The 26,376-nt window shown below is 53.4% G+C and carries 23 protein-coding genes and 1 pseudogene; 19 read left to right on the forward strand and 5 right to left on the reverse strand.

What is annotated here, in order from left to right; all coding sequences use genetic code 11:
* The 19 genes and pseudogenes from HMPREF9538_RS32645 to tssE all read left to right on the forward strand — a co-directional run.
* Positions 1–223, forward strand: a 223-nt coding sequence (locus tag HMPREF9538_RS32645) for a hypothetical protein (RefSeq protein ID WP_071813927.1), incomplete at its 5' end; no start/stop codon positions are given.
* 1,053 nt (positions 224–1,276) lie between these two features.
* A complete protein-coding gene (locus HMPREF9538_RS09105; RefSeq protein WP_009485624.1) occupies positions 1,277–1,525 on the forward strand; it encodes a hypothetical protein in 249 nt (82 codons plus the stop codon).
* 1 nt (position 1,526) lies between these two features.
* On the forward strand, positions 1,527–2,867 hold the full coding sequence (gene tssK, locus HMPREF9538_RS09100; protein WP_009485625.1) for a type VI secretion system baseplate subunit TssK: 1,341 nt from the start codon (positions 1,527–1,529) through the stop codon (positions 2,865–2,867).
* A complete protein-coding gene (gene tssL, locus HMPREF9538_RS09095) occupies positions 2,864–3,529 on the forward strand; it encodes a type VI secretion system protein TssL, short form (RefSeq protein ID WP_009485626.1) in 666 nt (221 codons plus the stop codon). Before tssK ends, tssL begins: the two co-directional genes overlap by 4 nt.
* A gap of 2 nt (positions 3,530–3,531) precedes the next feature.
* A complete protein-coding gene (locus tag HMPREF9538_RS09090; protein WP_009485627.1) occupies positions 3,532–5,235 on the forward strand; it encodes an OmpA family protein in 1,704 nt (567 codons plus the stop codon).
* A gap of 215 nt (positions 5,236–5,450) precedes the next feature.
* Positions 5,451–8,006: a DUF2345 domain-containing protein gene (locus HMPREF9538_RS09085; protein ID WP_009485628.1), complete on the forward strand. Its 2,556-nt coding sequence runs from the start codon at positions 5,451–5,453 to the stop codon at positions 8,004–8,006.
* 2 nt (positions 8,007–8,008) lie between these two features.
* Positions 8,009–9,460, forward strand: coding sequence for a hypothetical protein (locus HMPREF9538_RS09080; RefSeq protein WP_009485629.1), 1,452 nt, complete (start codon positions 8,009–8,011; stop codon positions 9,458–9,460).
* Positions 9,461–9,499: 39 nt separating this feature from the next.
* The gene (locus HMPREF9538_RS09075) at positions 9,500–10,573 is read left to right on the forward strand and encodes a hypothetical protein (protein WP_009485630.1); all 1,074 of its coding nucleotides are present in this window, start codon (positions 9,500–9,502) and stop codon (positions 10,571–10,573) included.
* Between the two features lie 108 nt (positions 10,574–10,681).
* Complete coding sequence (locus HMPREF9538_RS09070; RefSeq protein ID WP_009485631.1) at positions 10,682–11,053, forward strand: hypothetical protein; 372 nt, start codon at positions 10,682–10,684, stop codon at positions 11,051–11,053.
* Between the two features lie 305 nt (positions 11,054–11,358).
* Positions 11,359–12,498, forward strand: coding sequence for a hypothetical protein (locus HMPREF9538_RS09065; protein WP_009485632.1), 1,140 nt, complete (start codon positions 11,359–11,361; stop codon positions 12,496–12,498).
* On the forward strand, positions 12,495–15,860 hold the full coding sequence (locus tag HMPREF9538_RS09060; RefSeq protein ID WP_009485633.1) for an ImcF-related family protein: 3,366 nt from the start codon (positions 12,495–12,497) through the stop codon (positions 15,858–15,860). The genes HMPREF9538_RS09065 and HMPREF9538_RS09060 overlap by 4 nt, the downstream gene beginning before the upstream one ends.
* Before the next feature lie 178 nt (positions 15,861–16,038).
* Positions 16,039–16,245: pseudogene (locus HMPREF9538_RS33375) on the forward strand (ImpA domain protein); the annotation flags it as partial.
* Positions 16,246–16,317: 72 nt separating this feature from the next.
* Positions 16,318–16,578 (forward strand): PAAR domain-containing protein, encoded by a 261-nt coding sequence (locus tag HMPREF9538_RS09050; RefSeq protein WP_009485635.1) that lies wholly within the window; start codon positions 16,318–16,320, stop codon positions 16,576–16,578.
* Positions 16,579–16,815: 237 nt separating this feature from the next.
* Positions 16,816–17,778, forward strand: a complete 963-nt coding sequence (locus HMPREF9538_RS31155; RefSeq protein ID WP_009485636.1) for a hypothetical protein — start codon at positions 16,816–16,818, stop codon at positions 17,776–17,778.
* A gap of 77 nt (positions 17,779–17,855) precedes the next feature.
* The gene (locus tag HMPREF9538_RS09045) at positions 17,856–18,467 is read left to right on the forward strand and encodes a hypothetical protein (protein ID WP_223364737.1); all 612 of its coding nucleotides are present in this window, start codon (positions 17,856–17,858) and stop codon (positions 18,465–18,467) included.
* Between the two features lie 156 nt (positions 18,468–18,623).
* A complete protein-coding gene (gene tssF / locus HMPREF9538_RS09040) occupies positions 18,624–20,384 on the forward strand; it encodes a type VI secretion system baseplate subunit TssF (RefSeq protein ID WP_009485639.1) in 1,761 nt (586 codons plus the stop codon).
* Positions 20,348–21,430, forward strand: a complete 1,083-nt coding sequence (tssG, locus tag HMPREF9538_RS09035) for a type VI secretion system baseplate subunit TssG (protein WP_004181150.1) — start codon at positions 20,348–20,350, stop codon at positions 21,428–21,430. Before tssF ends, tssG begins: the two co-directional genes overlap by 37 nt.
* Entirely contained in the window at positions 21,411–21,944 is a 534-nt protein-coding gene (tssJ, locus tag HMPREF9538_RS09030) for a type VI secretion system lipoprotein TssJ (RefSeq protein ID WP_009485641.1), read from the forward strand. The genes tssG and tssJ overlap by 20 nt, the downstream gene beginning before the upstream one ends.
* Before the next feature lie 3 nt (positions 21,945–21,947).
* On the forward strand, positions 21,948–22,373 hold the full coding sequence (gene tssE, locus HMPREF9538_RS09025) for a type VI secretion system baseplate subunit TssE (protein WP_004181152.1): 426 nt from the start codon (positions 21,948–21,950) through the stop codon (positions 22,371–22,373).
* 68 nt (positions 22,374–22,441) lie between these two features.
* Here the strand turns inward: tssE and HMPREF9538_RS32370 are convergent, their stop codons facing one another.
* The 5 genes from HMPREF9538_RS32370 to HMPREF9538_RS0128055 form a co-directional block, all read right to left on the reverse strand.
* Positions 22,442–22,579 (reverse strand): hypothetical protein, encoded by a 138-nt coding sequence (locus tag HMPREF9538_RS32370; protein ID WP_009485643.1) that lies wholly within the window; start codon positions 22,577–22,579, stop codon positions 22,442–22,444.
* 19 nt (positions 22,580–22,598) lie between these two features.
* Complete coding sequence (gene cobT, locus HMPREF9538_RS09020; protein WP_004143920.1) at positions 22,599–23,654, reverse strand: nicotinate-nucleotide--dimethylbenzimidazole phosphoribosyltransferase; 1,056 nt, start codon at positions 23,652–23,654, stop codon at positions 22,599–22,601.
* Positions 23,655–23,697: 43 nt separating this feature from the next.
* Positions 23,698–24,243, reverse strand: coding sequence for a bifunctional adenosylcobinamide kinase/adenosylcobinamide-phosphate guanylyltransferase (cobU, locus tag HMPREF9538_RS09015; protein ID WP_004143921.1), 546 nt, complete (start codon positions 24,241–24,243; stop codon positions 23,698–23,700).
* Positions 24,237–25,760 (reverse strand): cobyric acid synthase, encoded by a 1,524-nt coding sequence (locus HMPREF9538_RS09010; protein ID WP_009485644.1) that lies wholly within the window; start codon positions 25,758–25,760, stop codon positions 24,237–24,239. Before HMPREF9538_RS09010 ends, cobU begins: the two co-directional genes overlap by 7 nt.
* A partial coding sequence (locus tag HMPREF9538_RS0128055) for an ATP-binding cassette domain-containing protein (protein WP_009485645.1) occupies positions 25,757–26,376 on the reverse strand: 620 nt, incomplete at its 5' end. The genes HMPREF9538_RS09010 and HMPREF9538_RS0128055, both read right to left, overlap by 4 nt.

The following is a 26,376-nucleotide window of genomic DNA, read 5'->3' on the forward strand; positions in this document are numbered from 1 at the left end:
CGTCGGTTCAAATCCGGCCCCCGCAACCAACATTACAAACACCCTCAAGGGTGTTTTTTTGTTTCTGCCGCCGGCAAAACCTCTGCCGAAAACGGGAACGGCCATTGCCGCCCCCTCGCCGGTTTGCTTTATGTCATCCGTAACAGCCCCTGAAATACAAGAAACCGCAATTTATCAACGTCTTTTTATACTTCCCTGTATCTCTCAGGAGATCCACAGATGATGCGTGGACAAATGAGTGTACGGCTAAAAGCCACTTACTTAATCCACTCATTTAGAGTTTTGCGCAATAAAAGGACTAAATTCCCGGAACTACCGTTATCTTTACGTTTGTAATCGGCCCCTGGCCAACAAGAATGAAGATAGCAGACTTGATATAATCATTATATTTCGGTGCTTATCTTGCCAGACAGGGCACTGCAACAAACAGGATTTAATTGAGATAATGTATCTATGATAGTTTTCATTATAAGTCAGCACCATACTTTCATTACTGAATAAATCATGATAATTGATGCAAATGTTATATTTTTGATACCAGAGCTTCTTCTGATTGTTTTAAATTATGGTATTAATTCCATCCTTTCCCCTTCTGTACTTCACTAATCTCGCAGTAGATGGTCGAACTTTTTGCCACCAAATCATTCACAGCAAAAATATCATTTATTAAAGAAGCTTTTATTTATTCCGAAAAAGTGGCGTTGCGATATTATTACGCGATCGTTTATCGGTATTTTATGCTTATACTTAGCCATAACCAAGCAGATTGCCCTTGATGGTCAATAAATTGAGAAACTTCATATAAATAAAACTATCTTAGGATACGAGCCAAATTATTTATAGTAGTAATAAAAACGATCTTTCAGACACTGACCACATTGCACCACGCTTTATTTAACTGTTAAATTGGATCAAGGTCAGATACTTAAACAAGGGTTAGTTAGACAGGGAGAAGCAACATGGCTAAAAAATTTCTAAACGATGTTCCCGAAACTCGCTTTAACATAAAGCCGGGCCTGAAAACAGGAAGTGCCATGAATGTGAAGTTACCTCTACATCTTCTCTCCGCCAGGGATTGTAGTGTCCACCAGACATTTATTAACTATAGCCCCAGTAATTGGCCTTAATTTAAACCAAAACAACTTCACTAACGCCATGACTGAACCTGGAGCGATGGAAGAATTAACAAGAATGTCGTTACAGGAGAGGGGTTAACCTGCACGCCTGGGAAAGTCATTGGGCAAAACCGGATAAAAGTTTCAAAAGGGAAATTTTGATGTCTGCAAATGAACATATTTCTTCATCTGCGGCTATGTCAACAATGATGGGATCAGGCGGCATTTATCAGTCGTTGTTTAAAAAAATACATCTGACGGTAGCTATCCATACTCCACTTTCCTGTCTGGCGAAATCTGCGGAGGATGTGGTTATGCATCAGCCAGACGTCCAGCACGTTAAGTCACGCTGGCACGGTCTCAGGTTTCTCAAATGCCAAAAGCAAAAACCTGACCGGGCGGTGGTGTAGTATGAAAATTCATCGACCACTATGGGCTGAGGGAACGTTCCTGTCCTCACAACAGTTTCAGCAGCAGGCCCGCTGGGAAACGTACAGTAACAACAGCATTGCACAGCTGGGTATCCGTCATCCATGGGGTGTGGCGAGAGTCGAGTTTGACAGAGAAGCGTTGGCGTTAGGGAAGTTAAAATTACGTACCCTGCGCCTGCGTTTTTCCGATGGCTCGTTGATCGACTCCGAAGTTTCCGATGCGCTGCCTCTGGCTTGTGATTTACATACTCTGGCGGTGGAAAATACGGCAATAGTTGTCCTGGCGTTACCGCTGGAACATGCGAATGGCGGTAATCTGGGACAGGAAAAGCATACTGAAAGACCCCTGCGTTATCGTCAGGAATGGCATAAAGTACAGGATATTTATGGCAGCGACAGTGAAGAAATGGCCGTTGAATGCCATGCGCTGTCATTGCGTTTCGCCCATGATAACAATCAGGATTACATCACCTGCCCGCTTGCACGTCTGACGCGGAATGGTCAGGGTAACTGGTCTCAGGATGAAAGCTACATCCCGCCGCTGCTTGCCCTCAGCGCACATATTGGTCTGGTGGAGCGACTGGATATGTTGCTGTTGCAGCTACAAGCGAAGTGCCGGCGTCTGATGGCCCTGCGCCGGGAAAGCAATCAGCGTATGGCGGACTTCGCGGTAGCGGATGTGTCCCTGTTCTGGTTACTCAATGCGTTGAACAGCGCTGAACCGGTTCTAAGTGATTTTTTACGGTATCCGAGCATCCATCCTGAACTCGTCTGGCGCGAACTGGCTCGTCTGGCCGGCGCGTTGCTGACCTTTTCCCTTGAACACAACGTGAGCGCCATTCCCGCATATGTCCATGATGCTCCAGCCTCCGTTTTTCCGCCGCTTTTTACCCTGCTCAGCGAACTGCTCGAAGCCAGCCTGCCGTCGCGGGTGATTGCGCTCGAGCTGGAATCCCTTCCCGGCAACCGCTGGAAAGCCGAACTTCACGATCCACGCCTGCGGGAAGAGGCGGATTTTTACCTTTCTGTTCGCTCCTCGCTGCCGACGCACGTCGTTCTGCAACAGTTACCACGGCTCTGCAAAATCGGGGCGCCGGATGACGTTACGTTGTTGGTTAATGTTGCGCTGAACGGTGTCCCTGTTGTTCCGCTGACGCAGGTTCCGGCTGCATTGCCATTACGGCTGGAGAATCAGTACTTTGCGCTGGATATGCAGAGCGCTCCGGCTAAAGCCATGCTGGATGCCGGGTGCTGCATGATTTACGCGCCGGGTACGCTGGGCGATCTGAAACCCGAGCTTTTTGCGGTACTGCGGTCATGACACAGGAACGGAAAATCGACATTGACGTACTACTTCGCGACACCTTTCTGACGGTGGTGGAACTGCGTCAGGGCACTTCTGCAAGACACGGACAGGAACTATATCGCCATTGTCTGCAGCAGGTGGAAGGGGTACGCGAGCGTCTGACAGCGGCCGGATTCAGCCAGCAGGACATAGAACATATCACTTACGCTCAGTGCGCGCTGCTGGACGAAACCGTTCTCAGCCGGGACGGGATGGATGATGGCCAGATGGTCTGGCTAAAAAACCCTCTCCAGTCGCATTTTTTCAATACCCTTCAGGCGGGCGAACTACTGTATGAGCGTATGAAGCGGTTTTTACAGGAGCCAGCCCCCACGCCGGCGGTCCTGACATGTTTTCATCGCGTGCTGTTGCTGGGGTTTCGCGGGCGCTATCAGGACCCCGAATCTGATGAACGGCAGCATCTCATTGCGATGTTCAGCAAGAGGGTTGAGCCATTCAGGGTGCAAGAAGATTCGGCAGTGCTGAACGTGCCTTTGACCAGGCGTCAGCATTACCTGTGGCAGTCTCCTTTTTGCTGGCTGCTACTGCTAATGCTTGTGCTGGTTGGCGTCTGGTGGGGGTTGCATAGCTGGCTGAATGTACTGGTGGATGAACTGCTGCCAACAGGCAAGTCTTGAAGATGAGCCGGGTGAGTAACACGCTGAAACAGGCGCTTTTGCTGTGGAGCATGCTGCTGGTGCTGGCGCTATGGCTGGGATTCAATCAGGCCTCTACGGCGATGAAATTTGGCGTGACAGTGGCGCTTATCGTCATCGCAGTAGGCCTGCTGGCGTGCTGGCGCGGAAAAAAAAGACAGACTGAGGCCGACAGCGCATGGCTGTCCCGATTGCCGCCCAAAACATATCGGCAGCCCGTAGTGCTGGTGTGCGGCGACGCGGCAGCATCGTTATTCACAGAAAACCCGCTGCGGCAGGTCGCGGGAGGGCTGTACCTGCACGTTGCGGATGAAGAGCAACTTATCAGGCAGGCTGAAGTGCTGCTAGCTGACCGCCCCGCATGGGCTTCTCAGTTGTGTGTGGCCTGCACGGTCGTGCCGGTTGTTCATCTGGATATGGCTGTTCTGGCGGGACGATTGCGACGCTTTGTCGGCGGTCTGGCGACAGTGCGCCGCAGGGCGGGCATAAAAGTGCCGCTGCTGCTGTGGAGCTGGCTGCCCGGCACAGGGCGAGAGGATGATCTACCGTGGTTTATCTGCGCCGGCGGCAAGGTTCAGGTGGCGACGCCCGCCGGAGAAAGCTCTCCGACGGCATGGGCGGCACAGCCCGGAACCGATGGGAGCAGCCTGCGGCTTTGCCATCTTCTGCGGATGGAAAGCCTGATGCAGTGGCTCAATCAGATGGTGTTACCAGAGCTGAACGGGTATCCGCCGCTGGCGGCGGGCATGGGGCAGGCGCCAGCGCTGCCTGCGCTGGAAGGCAATCTGTGGCAGACATGGACAACGGCAAAAACGGGACTGACGCCGGAGGCGATACCGAAGATCGGCGCATCTCCCCTGCCGTTCCCGGACATGATGCTGCCGCTGTTACCACGTCAATCAGGATTTACGCCAGTGCGCCGCGCCTGCGTGGCGGCGCTGCTGATGACCACCGTGGCAGGAGTGGCTGCGCTCTGTCTGTCAGCAACCGCAAACCGCAGCCTGCTGCTGCAGGTGAGCGACGATCTACATAAATATGATGCCGTTCCGGCAGACAACGACGCCGCTAAAGCCCACCACCTGTCGGTCCTGAAGGACGATGCAAATATTCTGGATAGCTATTTTCGCGAAGGGGAGCCATTACGTCTCAGTCTGGGCTTATATCCCGGCGAACGGCTACGCCAGCCGGTATGGCGGGTTATTCGCGATTACCGTCCACCTGAGAAAAAAAGGGATGTAGCAGACGCATTACCGGTACAGAGCGTGCGTCTCGACAGCATGGCGTTGTTTGACGTCGGACAGGCCCGTCTGAAAGACGGCTCGACAAAAGTGCTGATTAACGCGCTGGTAAATATCAGGGCAAGGCCGGGCTGGCTGATTGTGGTCACCGGATATACCGATACTACCGGCAATAAAAAAGCCAATCAGCAATTGTCGCTGCGACGCGCGGAAGCCGTGCGCGACTGGATGCTACAGACCAGCGACATTCCGGCCACCTGTTTTGCCGTACAGGGGCTGGGCGAAAGCCATCCTGCGGCAACTAACGATACGCCGGAAGGCAGGGCCGCTAACCGGCGCGTCGAAATCAGTCTGGTTCCCCGCACTGACGCCTGTCAGGACGTGAAACAGAACATGCTGCCAGAACCGGCGTTATCTCAGTTAAATCCACAAGGAGTTTCAGCCATCTAACCATGGCTGGCAGGAAGCCTTCTGCTTTTTTGGCACGGGTTCGATATGCGGCTCGCTGAATATCGGTGGTACCGGTACCGAGCAACCGCTATTCACAATTTAGCCTGATGTAAACCTGATGGGCACGAGGTCATGGCTATGGGCGGTAGCGTGCCTGAACAGGGCCCCGCAAGAGGAAATTCTGTGGAATTTGTTACGAAATAAGGAAGCCCACGATGGATGTACAGAACTTCGACCACTCACACCACGCGTTAAAAATCCGCGGCCTGAGCAGCGGCGTGGACGTACTGTCCTTTGAAGGCAAGGAGCAATTAAGCGCCCCATTCCGCTATGACATTCAGTTTACCAGCAGCGATAAGTCTATTGCGCCGGAGTCGGTGCTGATGCAGGACGGGGCATTCAGCCTGACCGCCCCGCCGGTGCAAGGGATACCGACGCAGACTCCCCTGCGTACGTTGTACGGGGTGATCACCGGATTTAAGCAATTGTCTTCCTCACGGGACGAGGCGCGGTATGAGGTGCGGCTGGAGCCCCGTCTGGCGCTACTGTCCCGCAGCCATCAGAACGCGATTTATCAGAACCAGACGGTGCCGCAAATCGTGGAGAAAATACTCCGCGAGCGGCATGAGATGCGCGGTCAGGACTTTGTGTTTAACCTGAAAGGCGACTACCCGTCACGCGAGCAGGTCATGCAGTACGACGAAGACGATCTGACATTCATCTCACGGTTGCTGTCGGAGGTGGGTATCTGGTTCCGGTTCAGTACCGACGCCCGACTGAAAATCGGGGTTATCGAGTTTTACGACGACCAGAGTGGCTATGAGCGCGGCCTGACGCTGCCGCTGCGTCACCCTTCGGGGATGAGCGACAGCGGAACCGAAGCAGTGTGGGATCTGAACACGGCCTACAGCGTGGTATCGAGGTCCGTCACGACGCGGGATTACAACTACCGTGAAGCGATGGCGGAGATGACAACAGGCCAGTTTGACGTAACAGGCGGGGATAACACCACCTACGGTGAAGCCTATCATTACGCTGACAATTTTCTGAAAACGGGTGACAAAGCGACGCCGGAGAGTGGTGCATTCTATGCGCGTATCCGCCACGAACGCTACCTGAACGGACGCGCCATCCTGAAGGGACAGAGCACCAGTTCTCTGCTGATGCCGGGGCTGGAGATAAAGGTCGAGGGTAATGATGCGCCAGAGGTATTCCGCAAGGGCATTCTGATAACCGGGATTACCGCCAGCGCAGCACGAGACCGCAGTTACGAACTGACATTCACCGCCATCCCCTATTCCGAACGCTACGGCTACCGCCCTCCTCTCATCCGCAGGCCTGTGATGGCAGGGACACTCCCGGCGCGGGTGACCAGCACCACGGCAAATGATGTCTACGCTCATATCGACAAAGACGGGCGCTATCGAGTGAACCTGGACTTTGACCGGGATACGTGGAAGCCGGGTTTCGAGAGCCTGTGGGTACGGCAGTCACGCCCCTATGCGGGAGATACTTACGGTCTGCACCTGCCGCTGCTGGCGGGAACCGAGGTTAGCATCGCGTTTGAGGATGGCAACCCGGACAGGCCATATATCGCCGGGGTGAAACACGACTCGGCGCACACCGACCATGTGACCATCCAGAACTATAAGCGCAACGTGCTGCGCACCCCGGCGAATAACAAAATCCGGCTGGACGATGAGCGGGGTAAGGAGCACATCAAGGTTAGCACAGAGTACGGCGGAAAGAGCCAGCTGAACCTGGGACATCTGGTGGATGCTGGGAAGCAGCAGCGCGGTGAGGGTTTCGAACTGCGCACCGATATGTGGGGTGCGATAAGAGCGAAAAAAGGTGTCTTTATCAGCGCCGATGCGCAGGAAAAGGCGCAGGGGCAGGCGCTGGATATGCAGGCAGCAATAACGCAACTGGAAAATGCGTTATCGATAGCAAAAAGTCTGTCACAGGCGGCGGAGGTGGCGAAGGCGCATGGTGCGGATCTTGATGGGCATACGTCGCTGAACGGCGCGCTGTCGGAGCTTGTAAAGGCAGGGATAGTGCTGAGCGCGCCGGAAGGCGTGGGGATTGTAAGTCCACAGGGCGTCAGACTGGGTTCGGGAGAGAGCAGTATAGGGCTGATGGCGGGAACAAATATTGATGCAGGGGCGATGGAGAAGGTGACTGTCTCGGCGGGAGACGCGGTGAGTGTATTTGCGCGCAAGGGAGGGATAAAGCTGTACGCAAACCAGGGAAAAGTTGAAGTGGAGGCTCAGAACGAGAGAATGCGGCTGACATCGCGCCATGGGATGAAGATAAGCAGTACGGAAGATGTGGTGGAGATAGAGGCAGAGAAGGAACTTGTGCTGAAATGCGGCAAGGCGTACATCAGGCTGAGCGGCGGCGGGGTGGAGGTAGGAGGACCGAAGAATATCCTGTTGAAATCAGCGAATGTGCAGAAGATGAGTAAAGCGCAGTTGCCGGTTGAGATGCCTGTGCTGCCGGGAAAAGGTAATTACGATCTGTCGCTGGATCTGCGGGACTGGGATGGTATTCCCATTGGTGGCGCGAAGTACACAATCGCTTTTGAGTCAGGGGCTGTATTGTCGGGCATGTTAGATGATAAAGGGTACGCACTGCATACCAATGTTCCCCCCGAATCAGCAACGGTGGAATACGAATTTCCAGAGCCGGAACCGGACAAACCTTGGGATCCCTATTCGTCCCTGCTTGCCTCAGTAGATGCTGAATTAGGGACGGATGGACAGGGAGCATAATAATGGATACAGACACTGATTTAGACAGAGCGCTGGCTTTTTATCAGCCGCCACCAGAAAGCTGGTATTCTGGCATACATAAGAAAATTGAAGCGACCGGGCAGTGGATTTGGGAAACCATTCAGGGGGATTTTAACGATAACCAGAGTACCGGGCAGGTAGTAACAGGTACTGTTATTTCTATGATCCCTCTGGTGGATCAGATTTGCGATGTCCGTGATCTGGTTGCTAACTGCATGAAAATAAAGGAAGGAAACGATAAAAAAACAGATACCACTTGGGCATGGGTGGCAATGATCCTCACTCTGGTTGGTCTTATTCCAGTTGCGGGTTCCCTGATTAAAGGGATTTTCAAAGTGCTATTTAATTCGATAAGAAAAGCTGCTCTTGCTGGGAAGATAACCTTAAAAGCTATTGATGCTGCTGTCTCGTTATTTAACAGATTCATTGATATGACCGTAGTGCAGGCCACAATGAAATATATGAGGATTTATAACCCCTACCAATATGCCGAGAAGCAGGTCAGAGAGCTGATTGCGCAGCTAAATGTGTCCGTGCTGTTGACGAAATTTGATGAATTAATGGAAGTCACTGGAAGCCTGCTGGATAAAGCCAAATCTTGGGGGCCGGAATCTATTCGCCAGCCGATTGAGACGACCTGGAAATTACTGGTTTCTATTCGTAGTCAGGCCAATACTATGCTGGAGAAGGCACTGGCTCCGCTGAATGAGACACTGGAAAAGCTGGCCGCGCGTCTACGACAGGAAGGCGATAATTATTATAAGGCGCATACTGGCGCTAATCCGCATCGCCCGACTCGTCTTAAAGATGCAGAAGAGGCTGAGTTATTGGTTCATAATAAGCCGGACTGGGTGGATGTGGGGGTAACTGAGAAATATCCAGGGTTGAAACAGGCGAGCGCAGAACAGAAGAGTCTGATGCGACTGGAAAAGGATAAGGAAGGCTGGCCTGCTTTGTCGGAAGATAATATAAAAAGCTTTCATCAAATGCGTTATGTTGAGCTGCCACAGAATGAAAAATTGTACCGTGTATTGGATCCTGCCAGTAGTGATAACAGTTTTTGCTGGATGCGTGAGGCTGAGTTTATGGCTCTGAAAAGCAAATCGCAGTGGCGGCGACGGTTTTCGGGATGGGAGAGGTGGGATGAAAATGGCGAATATGTGGTGTATACCGTCCCGCCAGGCACCACAATGAAAGTCTGGGAAGGTCCCGCTGCCTCACAGTCGCGTAGTGTGACTGATAATGGTAAAAATGTGGACATAGTGTTGGAAGGTGGGGGAATTCAGATAGTGATAGACCCGGCCGATCTGAATCTGAATTATCTGGGGAAACGTCAGCACACAGGGTGGGGATATAGGGATTTTTCTGATGAAGTGGATATGTATATCGGCATTCCCCAGTTGCAAACTAAAATTTTCGTGCCTGAAGAGTGATAACCACAGGAAAGATTGATAAATAAAGAAGGAGGTAATATGGCGATATTGCACCCCCAAGAGTGCTGGCTGCTAGAGCGAGCAATGTCGGTGGAATATTATCGGAAGCGTTATGAGGCGTGGCGGGCATTGGTTGAGTTATGTGAGTATCAGGTGGCTGAATGGGCAAAAAGCATGCCTCTGGATATCCGTCGGCGCCCGCTGTATGAACAGATTGATGCTGTCTGGGGGGGGCGGGTACTGCCCAATATTCGCGGTACATTAAAGTCGGTACATTATGATTTTCTACAGCGTCAGCAAAACGATCCAAATGCACTGCATTCTGGGGGAAATATCAGTAGTGATCGGCGGGGGTTGATAGATTATTTCCCGAACTGGATGCCTGATGTAGCTCAGAAGCAATATCAGAAACTACTCTGGCGGGCGGGGTTCTATGATGATCTGATAAAAGACACTTCGACGGGTTATTGGTACGAAGGTTCGCTGACTTATTACTATGAAGAGAGTCTTTATGGTCCACTGGCGCTACCTATGCAACTGCCACTCTATGAACTGGATCACAGCGTGTATCTCCGGGAAGGCGATCCGGTGACGATTGACGGTTTGTACCTGCCGGATCTGCTTGATGCGGGGGCGCGCCTGATGTATCTGAGGGAGAATATTCCTGATGCATGGCAGGGACGTGTGCGAACTCAGTATGTCAATGATGTTGGTCAGCAGGAGTATTACTGGGAGGAAGGGGCATGGACAAAAACCAACTGGATACGGATACGGCGGGTGAAAAACCGGTTTATCAACGTGCCGCTGGAAGGCTTTTTCCCGCGGGGAACCCCGGAGGAGCTTTACAACTGGCCGCAACGTCAGCAACAGTACATCACGGAACAGCAGCGGATAAGCGCGTCCAGCGGCGAACCCTGTCCACACGGCGGTGAATGGTCGATTTTTGTGGAGGACAAACCGGTCACGGTAACGCTGGAGCAGGGGGAACTGATGCCGGAATGGGAAGACAGAACAATGGAGGAGGAGCATAAACAAGGCGAAAAGTTTCATGTTTTGTGGTCCCTGATGGCGCGACACGACGGCGGCCCGGTGTGGGTTTCTGAAGCGGGATAACGTCCGTCAGAAAGAAATGGCAGGCGGGGATAAAAACGCGGAAAGAAATAATGTCCCCTACACTCACTGGGGACATAAAAGGATTTTATTCTGACAGGAGAAAGCGTAATGCTGAAATCATTATTGACAGGATTGTTCTTTATATATTTTCTAGCAGGCAATGCATATGCCGAGGATTATAATGATATTTTCTGGGGCATGTTAAAAAAAGAAAATCAGGAGATTGTTTTTGTCCGTTGCGACAGTCCGTCATTAAAAATGAAAATAGTCAGAACCGCAGATGCTAATCAAGAAAATATAGAAAAGGCGTACCAGACGTTTAATCAGAGTAAAGGCCAGTCGATGTATTTTGCGTTTATCGGAAACGTCAAAGATACCGGGAATGGCAATTATGTATTTAATATGTATGACGTGATGGAGACGAAAACGGGGCGCTGTAATCTGACAGATGCGCTCAATAACTGGAATGTGTCACAGTGACATTTAGCGTAACGTATTTTTCCGTTTAATCACGCCACCTGATAAAGATAAAATCATGTTCAAACGGTGGTGAAGCTGTTTATTTCGAGTTGAATGAAGTTGGCTTTAATGAATTCATTTTCAAAAATCATACTTCAGGCGCTATCAATGATGAAAGATGGAAGCTACATGTGGGCGGAAACTGGTTTTTATAGATCGCAAGGTAAATATGACTGGTGAAGTTGAGCATATTTACATTCTTAAATAGCTCACTGCTAATACCTTCCACCGATTGATGACTTATTTTTATTAAATGGATAAACTTTATGGCATGGAAAAGAAAACATATTGAAGAGCCAGATAGGCCACTGAAAATACCTCTTTATAAATGGCTTCTCACCTTCCTTATTCTTAGTGCGTTTTTATTGCTACTCTTTTATCTCTTTCGTGATGAAATCATTAGAGATAATGTTACTTTATTAATCTTGTTTTCTCCTCTAACCCTGTGTCTTTTCCTCTTCTGTTTACAAATATATTTTTATGCCAGAGCCATGCAAAATTATACGGTAATAATGCATAACATCAATAATATCAACACAGAATGGGAAAAATGGGGAGGCCGTTATGTCTCTGTACTAGGCAGTAAACTTTTCCTTCCCGGTGAAGTGGATGGATCGTCACTATCAGATAATCAGTCAGAGGTAATGTATGGTCTAGCCGTGAGGATTGATTATTTTAGATGGGAAACTAATGACTGGTTTTCTTTCTTTACTCTTCTTATTGATGAAAATGATATTTTTAATCTTCCCGTTCGGATTGCAAAAGAGTTTATTATCCTTACGGACTGTAATGAAAGAGAATATACCCGTATGGAGGCTGATTTTTCCAGAGTGCTGGAGGAGATGAACATCATGTTGCCGTCCGGATCTGTCCGTCTTGTTCCTTCTCTTTTATTTGAACAACTTGACGCCTGGCTGAAAGTGACAGAAGAAAAAATATATATTGTTCTGGTTTTACAGCTTAACGGCAAAGAAAATTATTCAGATGGCATCGTTTCCTTTTTATTCGCAGCAGATGATGTAGTAAAAAAATATCAACTGGATGAAAAAGCCAGAATTTTTCGTCCGATGGTTGTGGTAGCCGATCGTTTTGATAAAGATCTGGATATTTTTATTGATACGCAAAAAATAGCCAGAAATGCCACAGGACTGACAGGGGACTGCGCTGGTCTGTTACCCGTCAGCGGCAGTATTCTTCAATGCTTCAACGAAAAAGAAGGGAAATTACAAGTTGATAATATCCACGTAATGGAAAGCCTCAGTGGTCTACCCGGATTGAATTCGGTCTGGTTAACTGCGGCGTTAGCAGTCTCGGCGGCGTCTTATCAAAAATCAGATTATCTGATGATGGCCAGATATGAAGACGACTGGATAATTACTACTGTCCACCCGGTGGAGGCTTCATGAAATCTGCAAACAATAAGTTAACGATTATTGCAGACGTATTGCTGCTCCTGCTTTTTGCGGCTGTATTGGGTTTTATTATCTGGCGTTTTGGTGATCTTTTTGGATTAACCGGGGATAAAAATAAGTTTTATATATGGCTGGCTGGCATAATGTCGTTTATTTTTCTGCGGGCATCCTGGTATTTTTCCCGTTTATACAGGGTTCGCAGGGAACGGCGGCAGTCAGAGGAACAGGGGGAATACCCGGAAAAAGAAATTCGTTATGAACCTGGGCAAAGAACATCTTTGTATTCTGAACTATTTTTTCATCTTCGCGACCGTTACGGTCTGTTCTGGCAGCGTCAGGTCCGTCTGCTGCTGGTGACGGGCGAGCCTGAGCAGGTGGAAGCCATCGCGCCGGGGCTGACAGAGCAGCGCTGGCAGGAAGGCGACCATACGGTGTTGATATATGGCGGCAAGGCGTCGGCAGAGCCGGATACCACCCTGCTGGCCTCCCTGAAAAAACTGCGCCGCTTCCGCCCGCTGGACGGTATTATCTGGCCGCTGACGGAGAAACAGAGTTGCCAGACGGCGCAACTGGATAAGGGCTGGCGCGAACTGGGTAATGGTGGAAAATTGCTTGGCTTTCAGGCTCCGCTGTATCTGTGGCAGGTCTGTGATGACGGAGGTTATCAGGCCGGGCGCACACTACAAAGCGTCGGCTGCCTGCTGCCGGAGCGAAGCACACCGGAACAACTGGCTACACAACTGGAAGCACAGACCCCGCAACTGACGGAACAGGGAATGTCGCAGTTGCTGACCAATAACCGGCACGATTTTCTGTTGCGTCTTGCCCACACACTTACAGAGCGCGGCATCGCTCACTGGCAAACCGTCCTGAAGCCCTTGCTGGCAGGCGGCGCATTCCCTTCTCTGCACCTGCGCGGCCTGATGTTCAGCCCTCCACTGGCCGCCGTGCCGGAAGCGGCTCCCCACGCGTGGCTGTCATCGCTGGTGTGGGCGGGCGTTACTGGCGACAATGCAAAAGGCCGCACCGTGGGCTTTCCGTGGCTGCGCACCGCGCTGATGGCCTGCTTCTGCGTGCTGGCGATATGGTGGACCGGAATGATGACCTCGTTCTTTGCCAACCGCGCCCTGATTCAGGAAACCGGGACGCACACAGCGCGGGCCATCAATACCCGACTGCCGCTGGCAGAGCAACTGGTTGCGCTGCACACCTTGCAGGGCGAGCTCGAGCGTCTGCAGTATCGTATCCGCCACGGTACGCCGTGGTATCAGCGTTTCGGTCTGGAGCGTAATGCTCAGTTGCTGAACACGGCGTTCCCCGGCTATGCGCAGGCGGCAAACCGACTGGTACGCGATGTAGCGGTCGCCCACCTGCAGCAGCAACTGAACGCCTTTGTCGCCCTGTCTCCGAACAGTCCGCAACGCACCGCAACGGGAGAACTGCGTTATAAGCAACTGAAGGCGCTGCTGATGACGTCCCGTCCCGAAAAAGCCGACGCCGCCTTTTTCAGTACCACGCTGATGGCAGATAACCTGCGCTATGCAGATGTAACGGAAGGTACCCGGCAAAGCGTGCTGCCGTCGCTGCTGACCTTCTGGATGGCGAATCTGCCGGAGCATCCACAGTGGAAAATCGCCCCGCAGCCGGAACTGGTCGGCGCGGTACGCAAAATTCTGCTGCGCCAGATTGGGGTGCGCAATGCGGAAAATACCCTCTATCAGAACGTCCTGAAACAGGTCTCCCGCAACTACGCCGATATGACGCTGGCGGATATGACCGGCGACGCGCAGGCCGGCTCGTTGTTTGGTACTGAGCAAACGGTGCCGGGAATGTTCACCCGCCAGGCATGGGAAGGTCAGGTTAAGGAGGCCATAGAGCAGGTGGTGACGGCCCGACGTGAGGAAATCGACTGGGTACTCAGCGACCGTCAACAGGACGCTTCCGCCGATATTTCGCCGGAAGCCCTGCGTACCCGCCTGACGGAACGTTACTTCACCGACTTCGCCGGAAGCTGGCTGACATTCCTCAATAGCATTCGCTGGAAGAAAGAGGACTCGCTGTCCGGCGTGCTGGACCAACTGACGCTGATGGCCGATGCCCGCCAGTCGCCGCTGATTGCGCTCACGGATACGGTGGCATGGCAGGCGGCGGCAGGAAGGGAAAGCCGTAGTCTGTCAGACTCGCTGACACAATCAGCAAAAGAGTTGTTTAACGGTAAAGAAAAAACACCGCAGAACACCCGTGCCGCCCGTGAAGAAGAAGCACCAACGGGACCGATGGACAAAACCTTTGCCCCGCTGCTGCGGCTGACCGGTGATAAAGCCGGAGGCACTGGCGACAGCCAGCTCAGTCTGCAAACTTACCTCACCCGCGTGACCCGCGTGCGCCTCAAGCTGCAACAGGTCACCAACGCCCCGGACCCGCAGGAGATGACGCAGCAGCTGGCGCAGACGGTATTGCAGGGCAAAACCGTCGACCTCACCGATACCCGAGATTATGGCCGTCTGATAGCCGCCAGTCTGGGCGAGGAATGGAGCGGCTTCGGCCAGTCGCTGTTTGTTCGTCCGGTGGAGCAGGCGTGGCGGCAGGTGCTGACGCCCGCAGCGGACAGTCTGAACCGGCAGTGGCAGCGGGCCATTGTCAGCCACTGGAATCAGGATTTCGCCGGGCGTTATCCGTTTAAGGACACTCCGAACGACGCCTCTCTCCCCCTGCTGGCTAAATATCTGCGCGATGACGGACGTATAAGTCAGTTTATCGCTACCAACCTTGCAGGCGTTCTGGAACGCGAAGGTCGTTATTGGGTGGCTGACACCATGAACACGCAGGGACTGACGGTCAACCCGGCGTTTTTACGCGCCCTGAATCGCCTGCGCGATGTGGCCGACACAGCCTTTGCCAGCGGCGATGCCGGGGTACATTTTGAACTGATGGCAAAACCGGCACGTGACGTGATGAAAACGCATCTGGTGATTGACGGCCAGCAACTGGAATATTTCAACCAGAAAGAACGCTGGCAGCGTTTCAGCTGGCCGGATGAGCAGTGGCAGCCCGGCGCATCGCTGAGCTGGACCAGTACGCAGAATATGGAACGTATTCTGGCCGACTTCCGGGGAAGCTGGAGCTTTATTCGTCTGCTGGAACAGGCGCAGGTCACACAGCTGGACAGCAGCAGCTTTATGCTGCAGTGGCAAGCGCCGGACGGTCTGCCGCTGCATTACCTGATGCGCGTCGAACAGGGTAAAGGGCCGTTGGCGCTGCTGGCGTTGAAAAACTACCGCCTGCCGGGACAGGTGTTTCTGACCGGGAAAGCCATAAGTGATGCAGAAGAATACAGGGACAACGCAGATGAGTGAGTTACTGCAACAGTTAACCCGGAATTGTTTCTCTGACCGGGATGCGACGGCCGTCGCACAGGAGCAGGCTGCACAGTGGCAGAGCTGGCTGCTGCCGGTGACGGAGGATTCGCCGGTGGGTGAAGACCCCGGCTATCATGACGATTTTTTGCTGATGCGCGACGAAATGAACAAATCCACCGCGCAGGGGCTGACGCTGACGCAGTGGGAATCGGAACTGCTGTTTGAGGTAAAAACGCGGCAACTGAAGCTGTTGCGCCTGCGGGCGCACCGCCACGCGGACAAAGCGGCGCTTGCCCGGAAAATGGGAAACCTGCTGGGAACGCTGGTGGTAATGGATCCGGCACAGGCGGCGGTACTGTGCGACACGCAGCATAAGGACTGATGGCGTTTATCAGAAGGACTAATACCTGCTGTCTGTGATCAAGGGCTTAGGGGGACTAAGAGGGAAGGAGTTATGGCGCGAAGGCTGGCAAGACTGGGAGATAAAACGACATACGGCTATGTGGCAAGCGCTACGTCATCGATCATAGACGGCAAAAAACTGGCGCTGAATGGCGACAGGGCGTGGTGTAACAAGTGCAAAGGGATGTTCGGGATTGTCGGCACGGCGCGTGGGTGGTCTGAGGATTCGCTCTTTGTCGGTAACGGCGACCGTGTGGCGTGTAAATGCGCGAACAATCAGGTGATTGCCACTTCGGATTTGTTTGATGAATGAGGTGGCACGGAAAACCATACCACATCAGGCAAGACGAATAATCTTACCGCAGCAAGTACAAAGCCGCAGAATAAAAAATACAGCCATCAGATAAAACTTTTAACGAAAGAGGATGACGTTGGTTTAGAGGGTATCCCTTATGTATTCATTCTGAGTGATAGTACCTTCAGAAAAGGGAAAACGAATCCGAACCGGGAAACGGAGCGAATTTATACGGATGCGGCGGAGAAGGTTACGGTGTTAGTTGGTAAGCTGGCGTATTCTTGGGAAAAAAGAGGCGGCAACTTCGGTTCATTAAAGGAGATAAATGAAAGAAAAATTGAACTGATGACAGCTGAGCAGGAGCCGGTTGAAAATGTTCAGTGGATTACTGGCCGGGATTATATTGTGGTGGTGGCCGCAAGGACGAAATTTAAAGATTCTATGGGGAATCAGTATCGTTTTGTAAACTGCGGATTAAGACAGCTACGGCTTTTTCCTGAAGTGAATAAAGATAATTATTATATACAGCGTATTTTCCTGATGTTTCAGCAGGGATATGTGGAGAAAGGCATTGAATTAATTAATGAATATGTTGAAGAATTAAGTGGTCGCGTGGTTTATGTGAAAGACAAGGCTGAATTTATTAAATTCCTGAACAGCAGAAAAAACAAGAACAGAGTAATTAAGGAGATGGTTATTCTGTGTCACGGAATTATCGACACTGCATCATTTGATTATCATCATGAAAATAAAGGAAAGGAAAAGACCGGTGAGTTTAAATCCAGAGATGTTGTTGACGTTCAGGAGGCTGTCTTTGATTATGATGCCGTTGTCACAACCTATGCCTGCCGGGCCGGTATTTCTGTTAATGGAAAAGACCTGACCGGAATGGATGCCGGACAGGAAAACAGTCCGGCACAAAAGATGGCGGCTTGCTGGGACGTGAGTGTCAGAGCGTTTGAAATGCGGTCGGATTATTCATCGATTTACGGAACGAAAAAAGAAATACGTGCAGCAGAAAATTATGAAGATGTTATTGAAGAATACGAGGAAAGCCTGAGTGAATATAATAAGAAAAAGGCGAATGGTGATGTCGATATTACGCCGCCCCAGAAACCCGAAAATTATGATGAGATGTCAAAACGCTATGATGATGTCACAGCGAGAGATGCTAACGCTAAACGCGGTGCTGGTCCAATTGCGCCAAATGGTGCGTAGCGTATGCCGGGAACCGGGGATAGCCCAGAGGGGCTGAAAGAAGGATTACAGACCTATCAACCCGGAGAGTGGACATTGTGAACTCTTTAAAAATGAAGGGATATTACTTTCTGGTTGTTCTTTTGCTGACAGCCTTATGTGGTGGAGGATATGTTATGTATCAACAGCAATACAAAATGGCGGTGCATGTGACACCGGAGAGTGAAAACGATCCGGAGTGGCCGTCGAAAAAGAAGTGGTTTGATGCCAGTGAATGGTTAAGTACTCCACAGTATATAAAAATCAATGATTTTTATGTGATAAATACCCGCTATGTTCCAATTGGTGATCTTAACAGCGATCAGATAATATTTTATCTAAAGAAAGGTATTAATGGTTCAGAAAAAAGATTTTCAGAGTTATCTGTATTATCTGATCTGGATAATCAAGAGTTTCGGGAACTAATGAAAGATAAGCTATCCTCTGAATATCTCGAAACCCAGTTTGACAAAGAGACCTTAACGCCAACTATTGATTTCTTTCTTATCTATTTTATCTACAATAATAAGAGGTATGAGGTGCCGATCCGTAGGGAGTATTCGGGGAATAAATATCATTATTGGGTATTAGAGGGTTCGGTGAAAAAAGCCGGATACTGGCATGAAAGATTTCCCGCCTCATATTCATACAGAAAGTATCTGAATAAGTAAAAAATTAAATAAACGCAACCGTAAAAAACATGATTTAATTATTATATATTGATAATTGCTCGCGATATATTTTTCGTAAAATAATATCAACATCGGTTTTACATCTGAAGACTTGCACTATATTTACTTTTAATGAAAGGAGAATAACTCCTGCTTATGGACGACCTGACCCAACGCTATTACGAAGCCGAAATGCGCTACCTGCGTGAAGCGGGTAAAGAGTTTGCACAAGCGTATCCTGATCGCGCCGCTATGCTCAATCTCGATAAGCCCGGCGCGCGCGACCCTTATGTCGAACGTCTCTTCGAAGGTTTCGCCTTCCTGATGGGCCGCCTGCGGGAAAAACTGGATGACGATCTACCTGAACTGACTGAGGGGCTGGTGAGCCTCCTGTGGCCTCATTATCTGCGTACAATCCCGTCGCTGTCGGTGGTGGAACTGTTAACCGATCATCGGCAAATGAAGCAGAGCGAAACACTGAGTGATTTTCAGGTGCTCTCGAGGCCCGTCGGCGAACACCGGACACGTTGCTGCTACAGCGCCACGCGGGATATCACCCTGCTTCCGCTGGCTTTACCAGAGGTGTCGTTACAGTACGAACAGGATGGACGCTCGGTTATCCGTCTGCGCTTTGAGTGCAGCCCGCTGGCTGGCGACGGGTCACAGATTGATTTATCGAGACTGCCGCTCTATCTCAATGCGGACAGTCCGCTGGCTTGTGCATTACACCGGGCGCTGACGCTGGGGGTGCAGCAAATCTGGTTTCGCCTGCCGGGGGAGGAACGTCGGACACTGGACGGCTATTTTTCCCCGATGGGGTTCGGTAAGGACGATCCGCTCTGGCCAAAAGGCGAATCGGCCTTCAGCGGCTACCAACTACTGCTGGAGTATTTCACCTTCCGCGAGAAGTTTATGTTTGTCGCCCTCAACGGGCTGGAGAATGTGGTCTGGCCGGCAGGAATGAGTGGATTCGAAATTGACGTGGTGCTCGCGGAAAGCTGGTCTCACGATCTGCCGTTCAGCACCGAAAATATCCGCCTGCACTGCGTACCGGTGATCAACCTGTTCCCGCTGGAAGCCGATCCACTGCATCTTTCTCCGCTGGAAAATGAATACTTGCTGCGCCCCATGCGTATTCAGGACGGGCATACGGAAATTTACTCCGTCGATAATATTATTTCTTCGCGACACACCGGCAGTCAGGCATATGTGCCCTTTTCCAGTTTTCGCCACCGGGGCGGGATGTTGCGTCACGATTCGCCGGAACGTTATTACCATACGCGGGTAAAACGCGGCCCTTCCGGTTTGCATGATACCTGGCTGATCCTTGGGGGCGACGCATTCGATATCGACCGCCTGCTGGAAGACGAAACCCTGTCCCTGAGTCTGACCGGCACCAACGGTCAGCTTCCGCGTAAAGCGCTGCAGAGCACGGTGCTGGACACCCCCGTCTACGCCACGCAGCATACACTGCGGGTGCGCAACCTGTGCGCGCCGACGCAGCCCTGTTATCCCCCGGCGCGTGACCGTTTCCACTGGCGGGTTCTCAGCCACTTAGGCTCCAACTTCCTGTCAATGATGGACAACGCCGAAATCTTGCGCGGCACGCTGGCGCTGTACGACTGGACGGAAAGCGAAATGAACCGACGCCGTCTGGAGGCAATCGTTGACGTTCAGCATCACCTGATTCAGCGTTTTGAAAAAGGTTTTCTACTGCGCGGCGTGGATATTCAGGTCACGCTGGACAGCAACGGTTTCGCCGGCGAAGGCGATATCACCCTGTTTGGCGAACTGCTGCACCGCTTTTTCGCCCTGTATGCCGACATCCACTTATTTACTCAGTTGACGCTGATTCTGCAACCTACAGGAAAATGTTTGCAATGGACAGAACACCACAGCCAGCGCGTACCGGGCTGACGGAAAGGCTTGCTCCGGACATTAACCGAATTAACTTTTACCGTTTCTGCCAGCTTCTTGAACAAAGCCAACCACAGACGCCACTGCTGGGGAGCACAACCAATCCGGCAGACGATCCTGTCCGTTTTCGTCCACATCCGGGGATGGGGTTCCCGGTAAGCGAACTAAAAAGCGTCGAACAGGATTTGGATCATCCTGACGCGCCACCCACGGTGCGCACCACGTTTCTGGGGCTGTACGGTGTGGATTCACCGCTGCCGACAGCCTATCTCGACTACATCGCGCAGCGCCGGGACGGCCATGAAGCGATGATGGCGTTTCTGGACATTTTTAACCATCGCTTTATCACTCAGTACTATCGTATCTGGCGCAAATATAATTACCTTACGTCGTTTGAACCGGGAGCCGTGGATAATATTTCCCGCTGCCTGCTGGGGTTGATTGGTCTGGGCATTCCCGGCAGCGAAAATCATATCGCCACGCCGGTCTCGCGTTTTCTGGCATTACTCAGCGTGATGCGTCTGCCGACGCGTACAGCAGAAGGCATAACGGCGCTGGTCAGATTACTGGCCCCCCAGACGCAAGCGACAGTTATCCCGCACGATCCACAACAAATTGTCCTGCCTGAACCTGCGGGTTTATCAAAAAGATCACGTATTTGCCTGAAAACTCGGGCACTGCTGGGCAACACCGGCACTGACGTTAACAGCCAGTTACTGATGAAGCTGTATACCGAAGACGACGGAGAGGCACGCGGCTGGCTGCCGGGCGGGCAACTACATACCGACCTGCTGGTGCTGTTGCGTGTCTATCTGGGCTGGCGCTACCAGGCCCGCCTGCAACTGACCTTGCCCGTCAGTCTGCTGCCTCCGGCACAGTTAGGAAATCAGCGCGTTCAGGTAAGCCGAACGGGCGTGCTGCGGGCGTCTTTTGCTGCCCCAGTCGCCGGTACGGTCACGGTCAGTCTCGGGCGTTATCAGGGACTCATGCCCACATCATCCACCCGCGACAGGGAGAGTGTTACTCATGTTTCTTACACCCTATAAACGACATGCTGTCAGCATACTTGCCGCCGTGACGCTGCTGAGCGGCTGCGGTCTGACTCAGAGAGTGACTGACGGCACTAAAGAAGTGGCATCGGCGATTTTCTACAAGCAGATCAAAACGCTGCATCTCGATTTTGTATCGCGCAGCGCGCTGAATACAGATGCGCAAGACACACCGCTTTCCACGATGATCCATGTCTGGCAACTGAAAACACGTGAGCGTTTTGACGAGGCCAACTATGACACGCTGCTTATGCAGGAAGAAAAAACGCTGAAATCAGATGTACTGGCCAAACATACCGTCTGGATGAAGCCAGCGGGTGCGGTTTCCCTGAATGTCCCTCTGGATAAAGAGACCCAGTTTATCGCCATCGTTGGTCAGTTTTATCACCCCGATGAACAAAGCAACAGTTGGCGATTGGTACTCAAAAGGGATGAACTGGAAGCTGACAGGCCCCGCACCATAGAGCTGATGAGAAGCGATCTCCGCCTGCTCCCCCTTCAGGATAAGTAACCGATGGCAGCATCTTCTTTATTTGAAATGCTGACTTTCAGCTTCAGTGGCGAGCTGCCGCTGGAGCAGGTCAGCGAGCGGGATCAGCTTATTCTCTCCGTTATGGACAACATGCAGCGCATCATCAACTGCCGGGCAGGAACGCTGGCGCATTTACCGGATTATGGTTTGCCGGACCTCAGCATGATTCATCAGGGAATGACCGCGGGTATTCATGGTTTGATACACCAGATAGAAGAGACGTTACTGCGCTACGAACCCCGCCTGAGCCAGTTGCGCGTGGAGTTGCAGCCGCAGCCACGTCCGGGGCATCTCAATTATCTTATTTATGCCCAACTTCCCGATACCGGCTGGATACGCTTTGATGGTATATTTTCTGCGGAAGGCCGGATTGTGCTGCGTCATCTTAAACAGCAGGAGCGCGCGTGACTTATGTTAGGTAGCGCACCTTCATTGAGCTTGCAGATTGCGCCAGAAAAGTAACAAGGAAAATCAATTTATTGATTTTCGGCTGATAACCACAAAGGAGGAAAAACCACGCTTTTTCCTTTTTTGCCAACAACCTGAAACACCTTCAAGGGTGTTTTTTTGTTTCTGCCGCCAGCAAAACCTCTGCCGAAAACGGGAACGGCCATTGCCGCCCCCATCTCCTGCTTACCCCTTCGGTAACACAATATTGCTTGCCGCCAGCATGCCCATGCGATGGTACATCGCGCAGGCCGCCTCGACGATCGGCATCGCCAGCGCCGCGCCGCTGCCTTCTCCCAGACGCATGCCCATATTGAGATACGGTTCGAGACCCAGGTGCGCCAACGCGATACGCGCCCCCTTCTCCGCCGAATAGTGGGACGGGATCAGATACGGTTTCACCTCCGGCGCTATCTGACACGCCGCCAGCGCCGCCGCGTAGGAGAGAAAGCCATCCAGCACCACCGGCAGCCCACAGGACGCCGCCCCCAGCATGACACCGGTCATCCCCAGCAGATCGAAACCACCGACTTTGCTCAGTACGTCGAGGCCATCATTCGGGTCGGGCTGATTGACGGCGATAGCCCGCCGCACCACCTCAACCTTGTTGCCAACCTTCGCCAGCGGCAGATTGGCGCCAATCCCGACCACCTCCTGCGCATCGCTGCCGGTCAGGACGCTGACGATCGCTGCCGCCGGCGTGGTATTGGCCATCCCCAGTTCGCCGACGCCAAACAGGGTAACGCCCTCCTGGGCCAGCGCGCGGGTGTAGCGCATCACCTCCAGCAACAGCTCCTGCCCCTGTTCACGGCTCATCGCCGGACCGCGGGCAATATTGCCGCAGCCCCGCGCCACCCGCATATTCACCACGCCGGGGAGCGGTTCGCTATCGATACCGACATCAATTACATGCACTTTCGCCCCGGCCTGGGCGGCGAGCACGCAGACGCCGGTGGTGCCGCGGGTCATATTTGCCGCCTGGATGGCGGTGACCGCCTTCGGCGAAATCGCCACCCCTTCGTCCCACACTCCATGGTCGGCGCACATCACCAGCAGGGCCTTTTTCGCCACCTGCGGCTGGCCGCCCAGGCCGGGCATTCCCGCCAGCTGCACCGCCAGCGCCTCCAGACGCCCGAGGCTGCCGGGGGGCTTGAGTAAGCCGTCGATGTGTTGCTGTGCCCGCGCCATGGCGTCGGCGTCCGGCGCGGGGATCGCCCGCAGAACCGTGTTTAAATTTTGCATACAGAATCCCTGCCAGGGCTGGCCCGGTCAGCCAGCGATTGAGTTATTTGATTTTGACGCCGATGCCGGAGACCACCAGCCAGACCGCATCCGCCGCGGCCGCCAGGCGCTGATTGACCCGCCCGGCAATATCGCGAAAATGCCGCGCCAGGCGGTTCTCCGGTACAATGCCCATCCCCACCTCGTTGGTCACCAGCACGACGTGCGCCGGACAGCGCTGACAGGCGGCAATCAGCACGCCAATTTCGTCATCAATAGCCTGTTCCATGGCGGCGTAATCCCAGCCGTCGGGGTCGCTGTCGCCGCCGAGCGCGAACAGCAGGTTGGTGACCATGGTGGTGATGCATTCCAGCAAAATCGCCTCCTCTGGGGCGATAGCCGGGGTGATCAGTTCATCAAGCTGCTGCCAGCGCTCGGCGGTGCGCCAGTGGGCGGGCCTGCCGTCGCGATGATGCTGGATCCTTGCGGCCATCTCGTCGTCAAAGATTTGCGAGGTGGCGATATATAACACCTGCGGCGCATCGGCAATCAGCGCCTCGGCATGGCGACTTTTGCCGCTGCGCGCGCCGCCGGTAACCAGAGTCAGCATAGGGGCTCCTGATGTTGGCGCATGATGGCGTAAATTTTATCGATGGCGATATGTTCGCGCATGGCCTCGGCCAGCCGATCAAACTGGCGGGTTTTATAGCGGGCATACTCCAGGGCGCTGTCCAGCGGCGCCAGCCCTTTGCGCTGGCGCAGGCCGTTGAGCAGCGCCCGGGTAAAGGCATCGCTGTCGAACAGGCCATGGAGATAGGTGCCGAACGCCAGGCCGTCGTCGCTTATCGCCCCGTCGTCTACTGCCTGCCCCGCTTTATGCAGCTGCAGCAGGGGCGGGCAGCCTGCCTCGCGGCGCGTCTCGCCCATATGAATTTCGTAGCCACTAACGCGCAGCCCCGCCGCGTCGGCTAACCAATCCGGGAGCGCAGACCCCAGGGTCGCCTGCACCTGGGTGGTGGTTTTGTGCTGGGCGAAGTGGGTCACGGTCTTCAGCACCCCCAGCCCGGGCTGGGCGCCAAGGCCAGACTCCACCTCATCGATAATGGTTTCGCCCAGCATCTGATAGCCGCCGCAGATCCCCAGCAGCGGCACCTTGCGCTGCCGGGCCTGCTCGACCGCGTGCGCCATGCCGCTCTCGCGCAGCCAGCACAGATCGCCGAGGGTATTTTTACTGCCCGGGAGAATGACCAGGTCGGCGTCGGCCAGCGCCTGCGGATCGCGGACATAGCGCACCCGGACGTCTGGCTGCGCCGCCAGGGCGTTAAAGTCGGTAAAATTGGCGATATGCGGCAGGGGAACCACGGCGATGTCGATGTCGCGCCGGTCGGTGCGATGGTATTTCCCGGCCTGCAGCGCGACGCCGTCCTCATCCTCAAGATCCACGTCAAGCCATGGCATAACGCCCAGCACCGGCACCCCGGTCAACGCCTCGATTTGCTCTATCCCGGAGCGCAGGAGCGCCACATCGCCGCGGAATTTATTGATGATCACCCCTTTCACGCGCGCCCGCTCCTGAGGCTGCAGCAGCGCCAGCGTGCCGTAAATCGCGGCAAACACCCCGCCGCGGTCGATATCGGCCACCAGGATCACCGGGCATTGCGCCATCTCGGCCATGCCCATATTGACGATATCGCGGTCGCGCAGGTTAATCTCCGCCGGACTGCCGGCGCCTTCCAGCACCAGCGCCTCATACTCTCCGGCCAGGCTTTGGTAGACCGCGAGGATCTGCTCGCGCAGGCGTGGCTTGTACTGGTGATAGCTCACCGCATCCATGCTGGTCGCCACCTGCCCCATCAGGACCACCTGCGCCTGACGGTCGCTGGTGGGCTTGAGCAAAATCGGATTCATGCGGACATCCGGCGCAATCCCGGCCGCTTCGGCCTGGAAAATCTGCGCCCGGCCCATCTCTTTGCCATCCGGCGTAATGCCGGAGTTCAGCGCCATATTCTGTGATTTAAACGGCGCGGTACGCAGCCCATCCTGATGAAAAATGCGGCACAGTCCCGCCACCAGCACGCTTTTCCCAACGTCGGAAGCCGTGCCCTGCAACATCACTGCCAGCGTCATGACGCCTCCTTTATCGCGCCTATCGCGTTGTTGTGCATCCGCTGAAAAAACTCCGCCTCGGTTTTACACAGCGGCAGCCCCAGTTCGCTATGAAGTTTCACCAGCCACGGCTGCGTCAATCCCGCCCTGTCCATCGTCTCCGCGCAGGCAAATACCTCGCCGGGATCCCCCGCGGCCAGCACTTCGCCGTGACGCAGCACGTAAACGGCGTCGCTCACCTCATAGATCAGATCGATATCGTGGCTGGAGATCACCACGCGCCGCCCCTGCCCGACAATGCGGCGGATGATGGCGATCATCTGCGCCCGCCCGCGTGGATCGAGGCCCGCGGTGGGCTCGTCAAGCAGCAGGTAGCGCGCCTGCAGCACCAGCGCCCCGGCGATTGCCACCCGTTTTTTCTGCCCATGGCTGAGGCACTGGATCGGCTGCTGGCGAAACCCCCGGGCATCGACGAGGGTCAACGCCTCATCCACCCGGCGGGCGATCTCCTCTTCCGCCACCCCGCGGTTACGCAGACTAAAAGCGATATCGCTGTCGATATCGGTATAGAAGATTTGCTGATCCGGATCCTGAAACACCGTCGCCACCTGCTGGCGCAGCGCCAGCAGACCGCGCT

This window comes from Klebsiella sp. MS 92-3, from assembly GCF_000195655.1.
GTDB classification, from domain to species: domain Bacteria; phylum Pseudomonadota; class Gammaproteobacteria; order Enterobacterales; family Enterobacteriaceae; genus Klebsiella; species Klebsiella pneumoniae.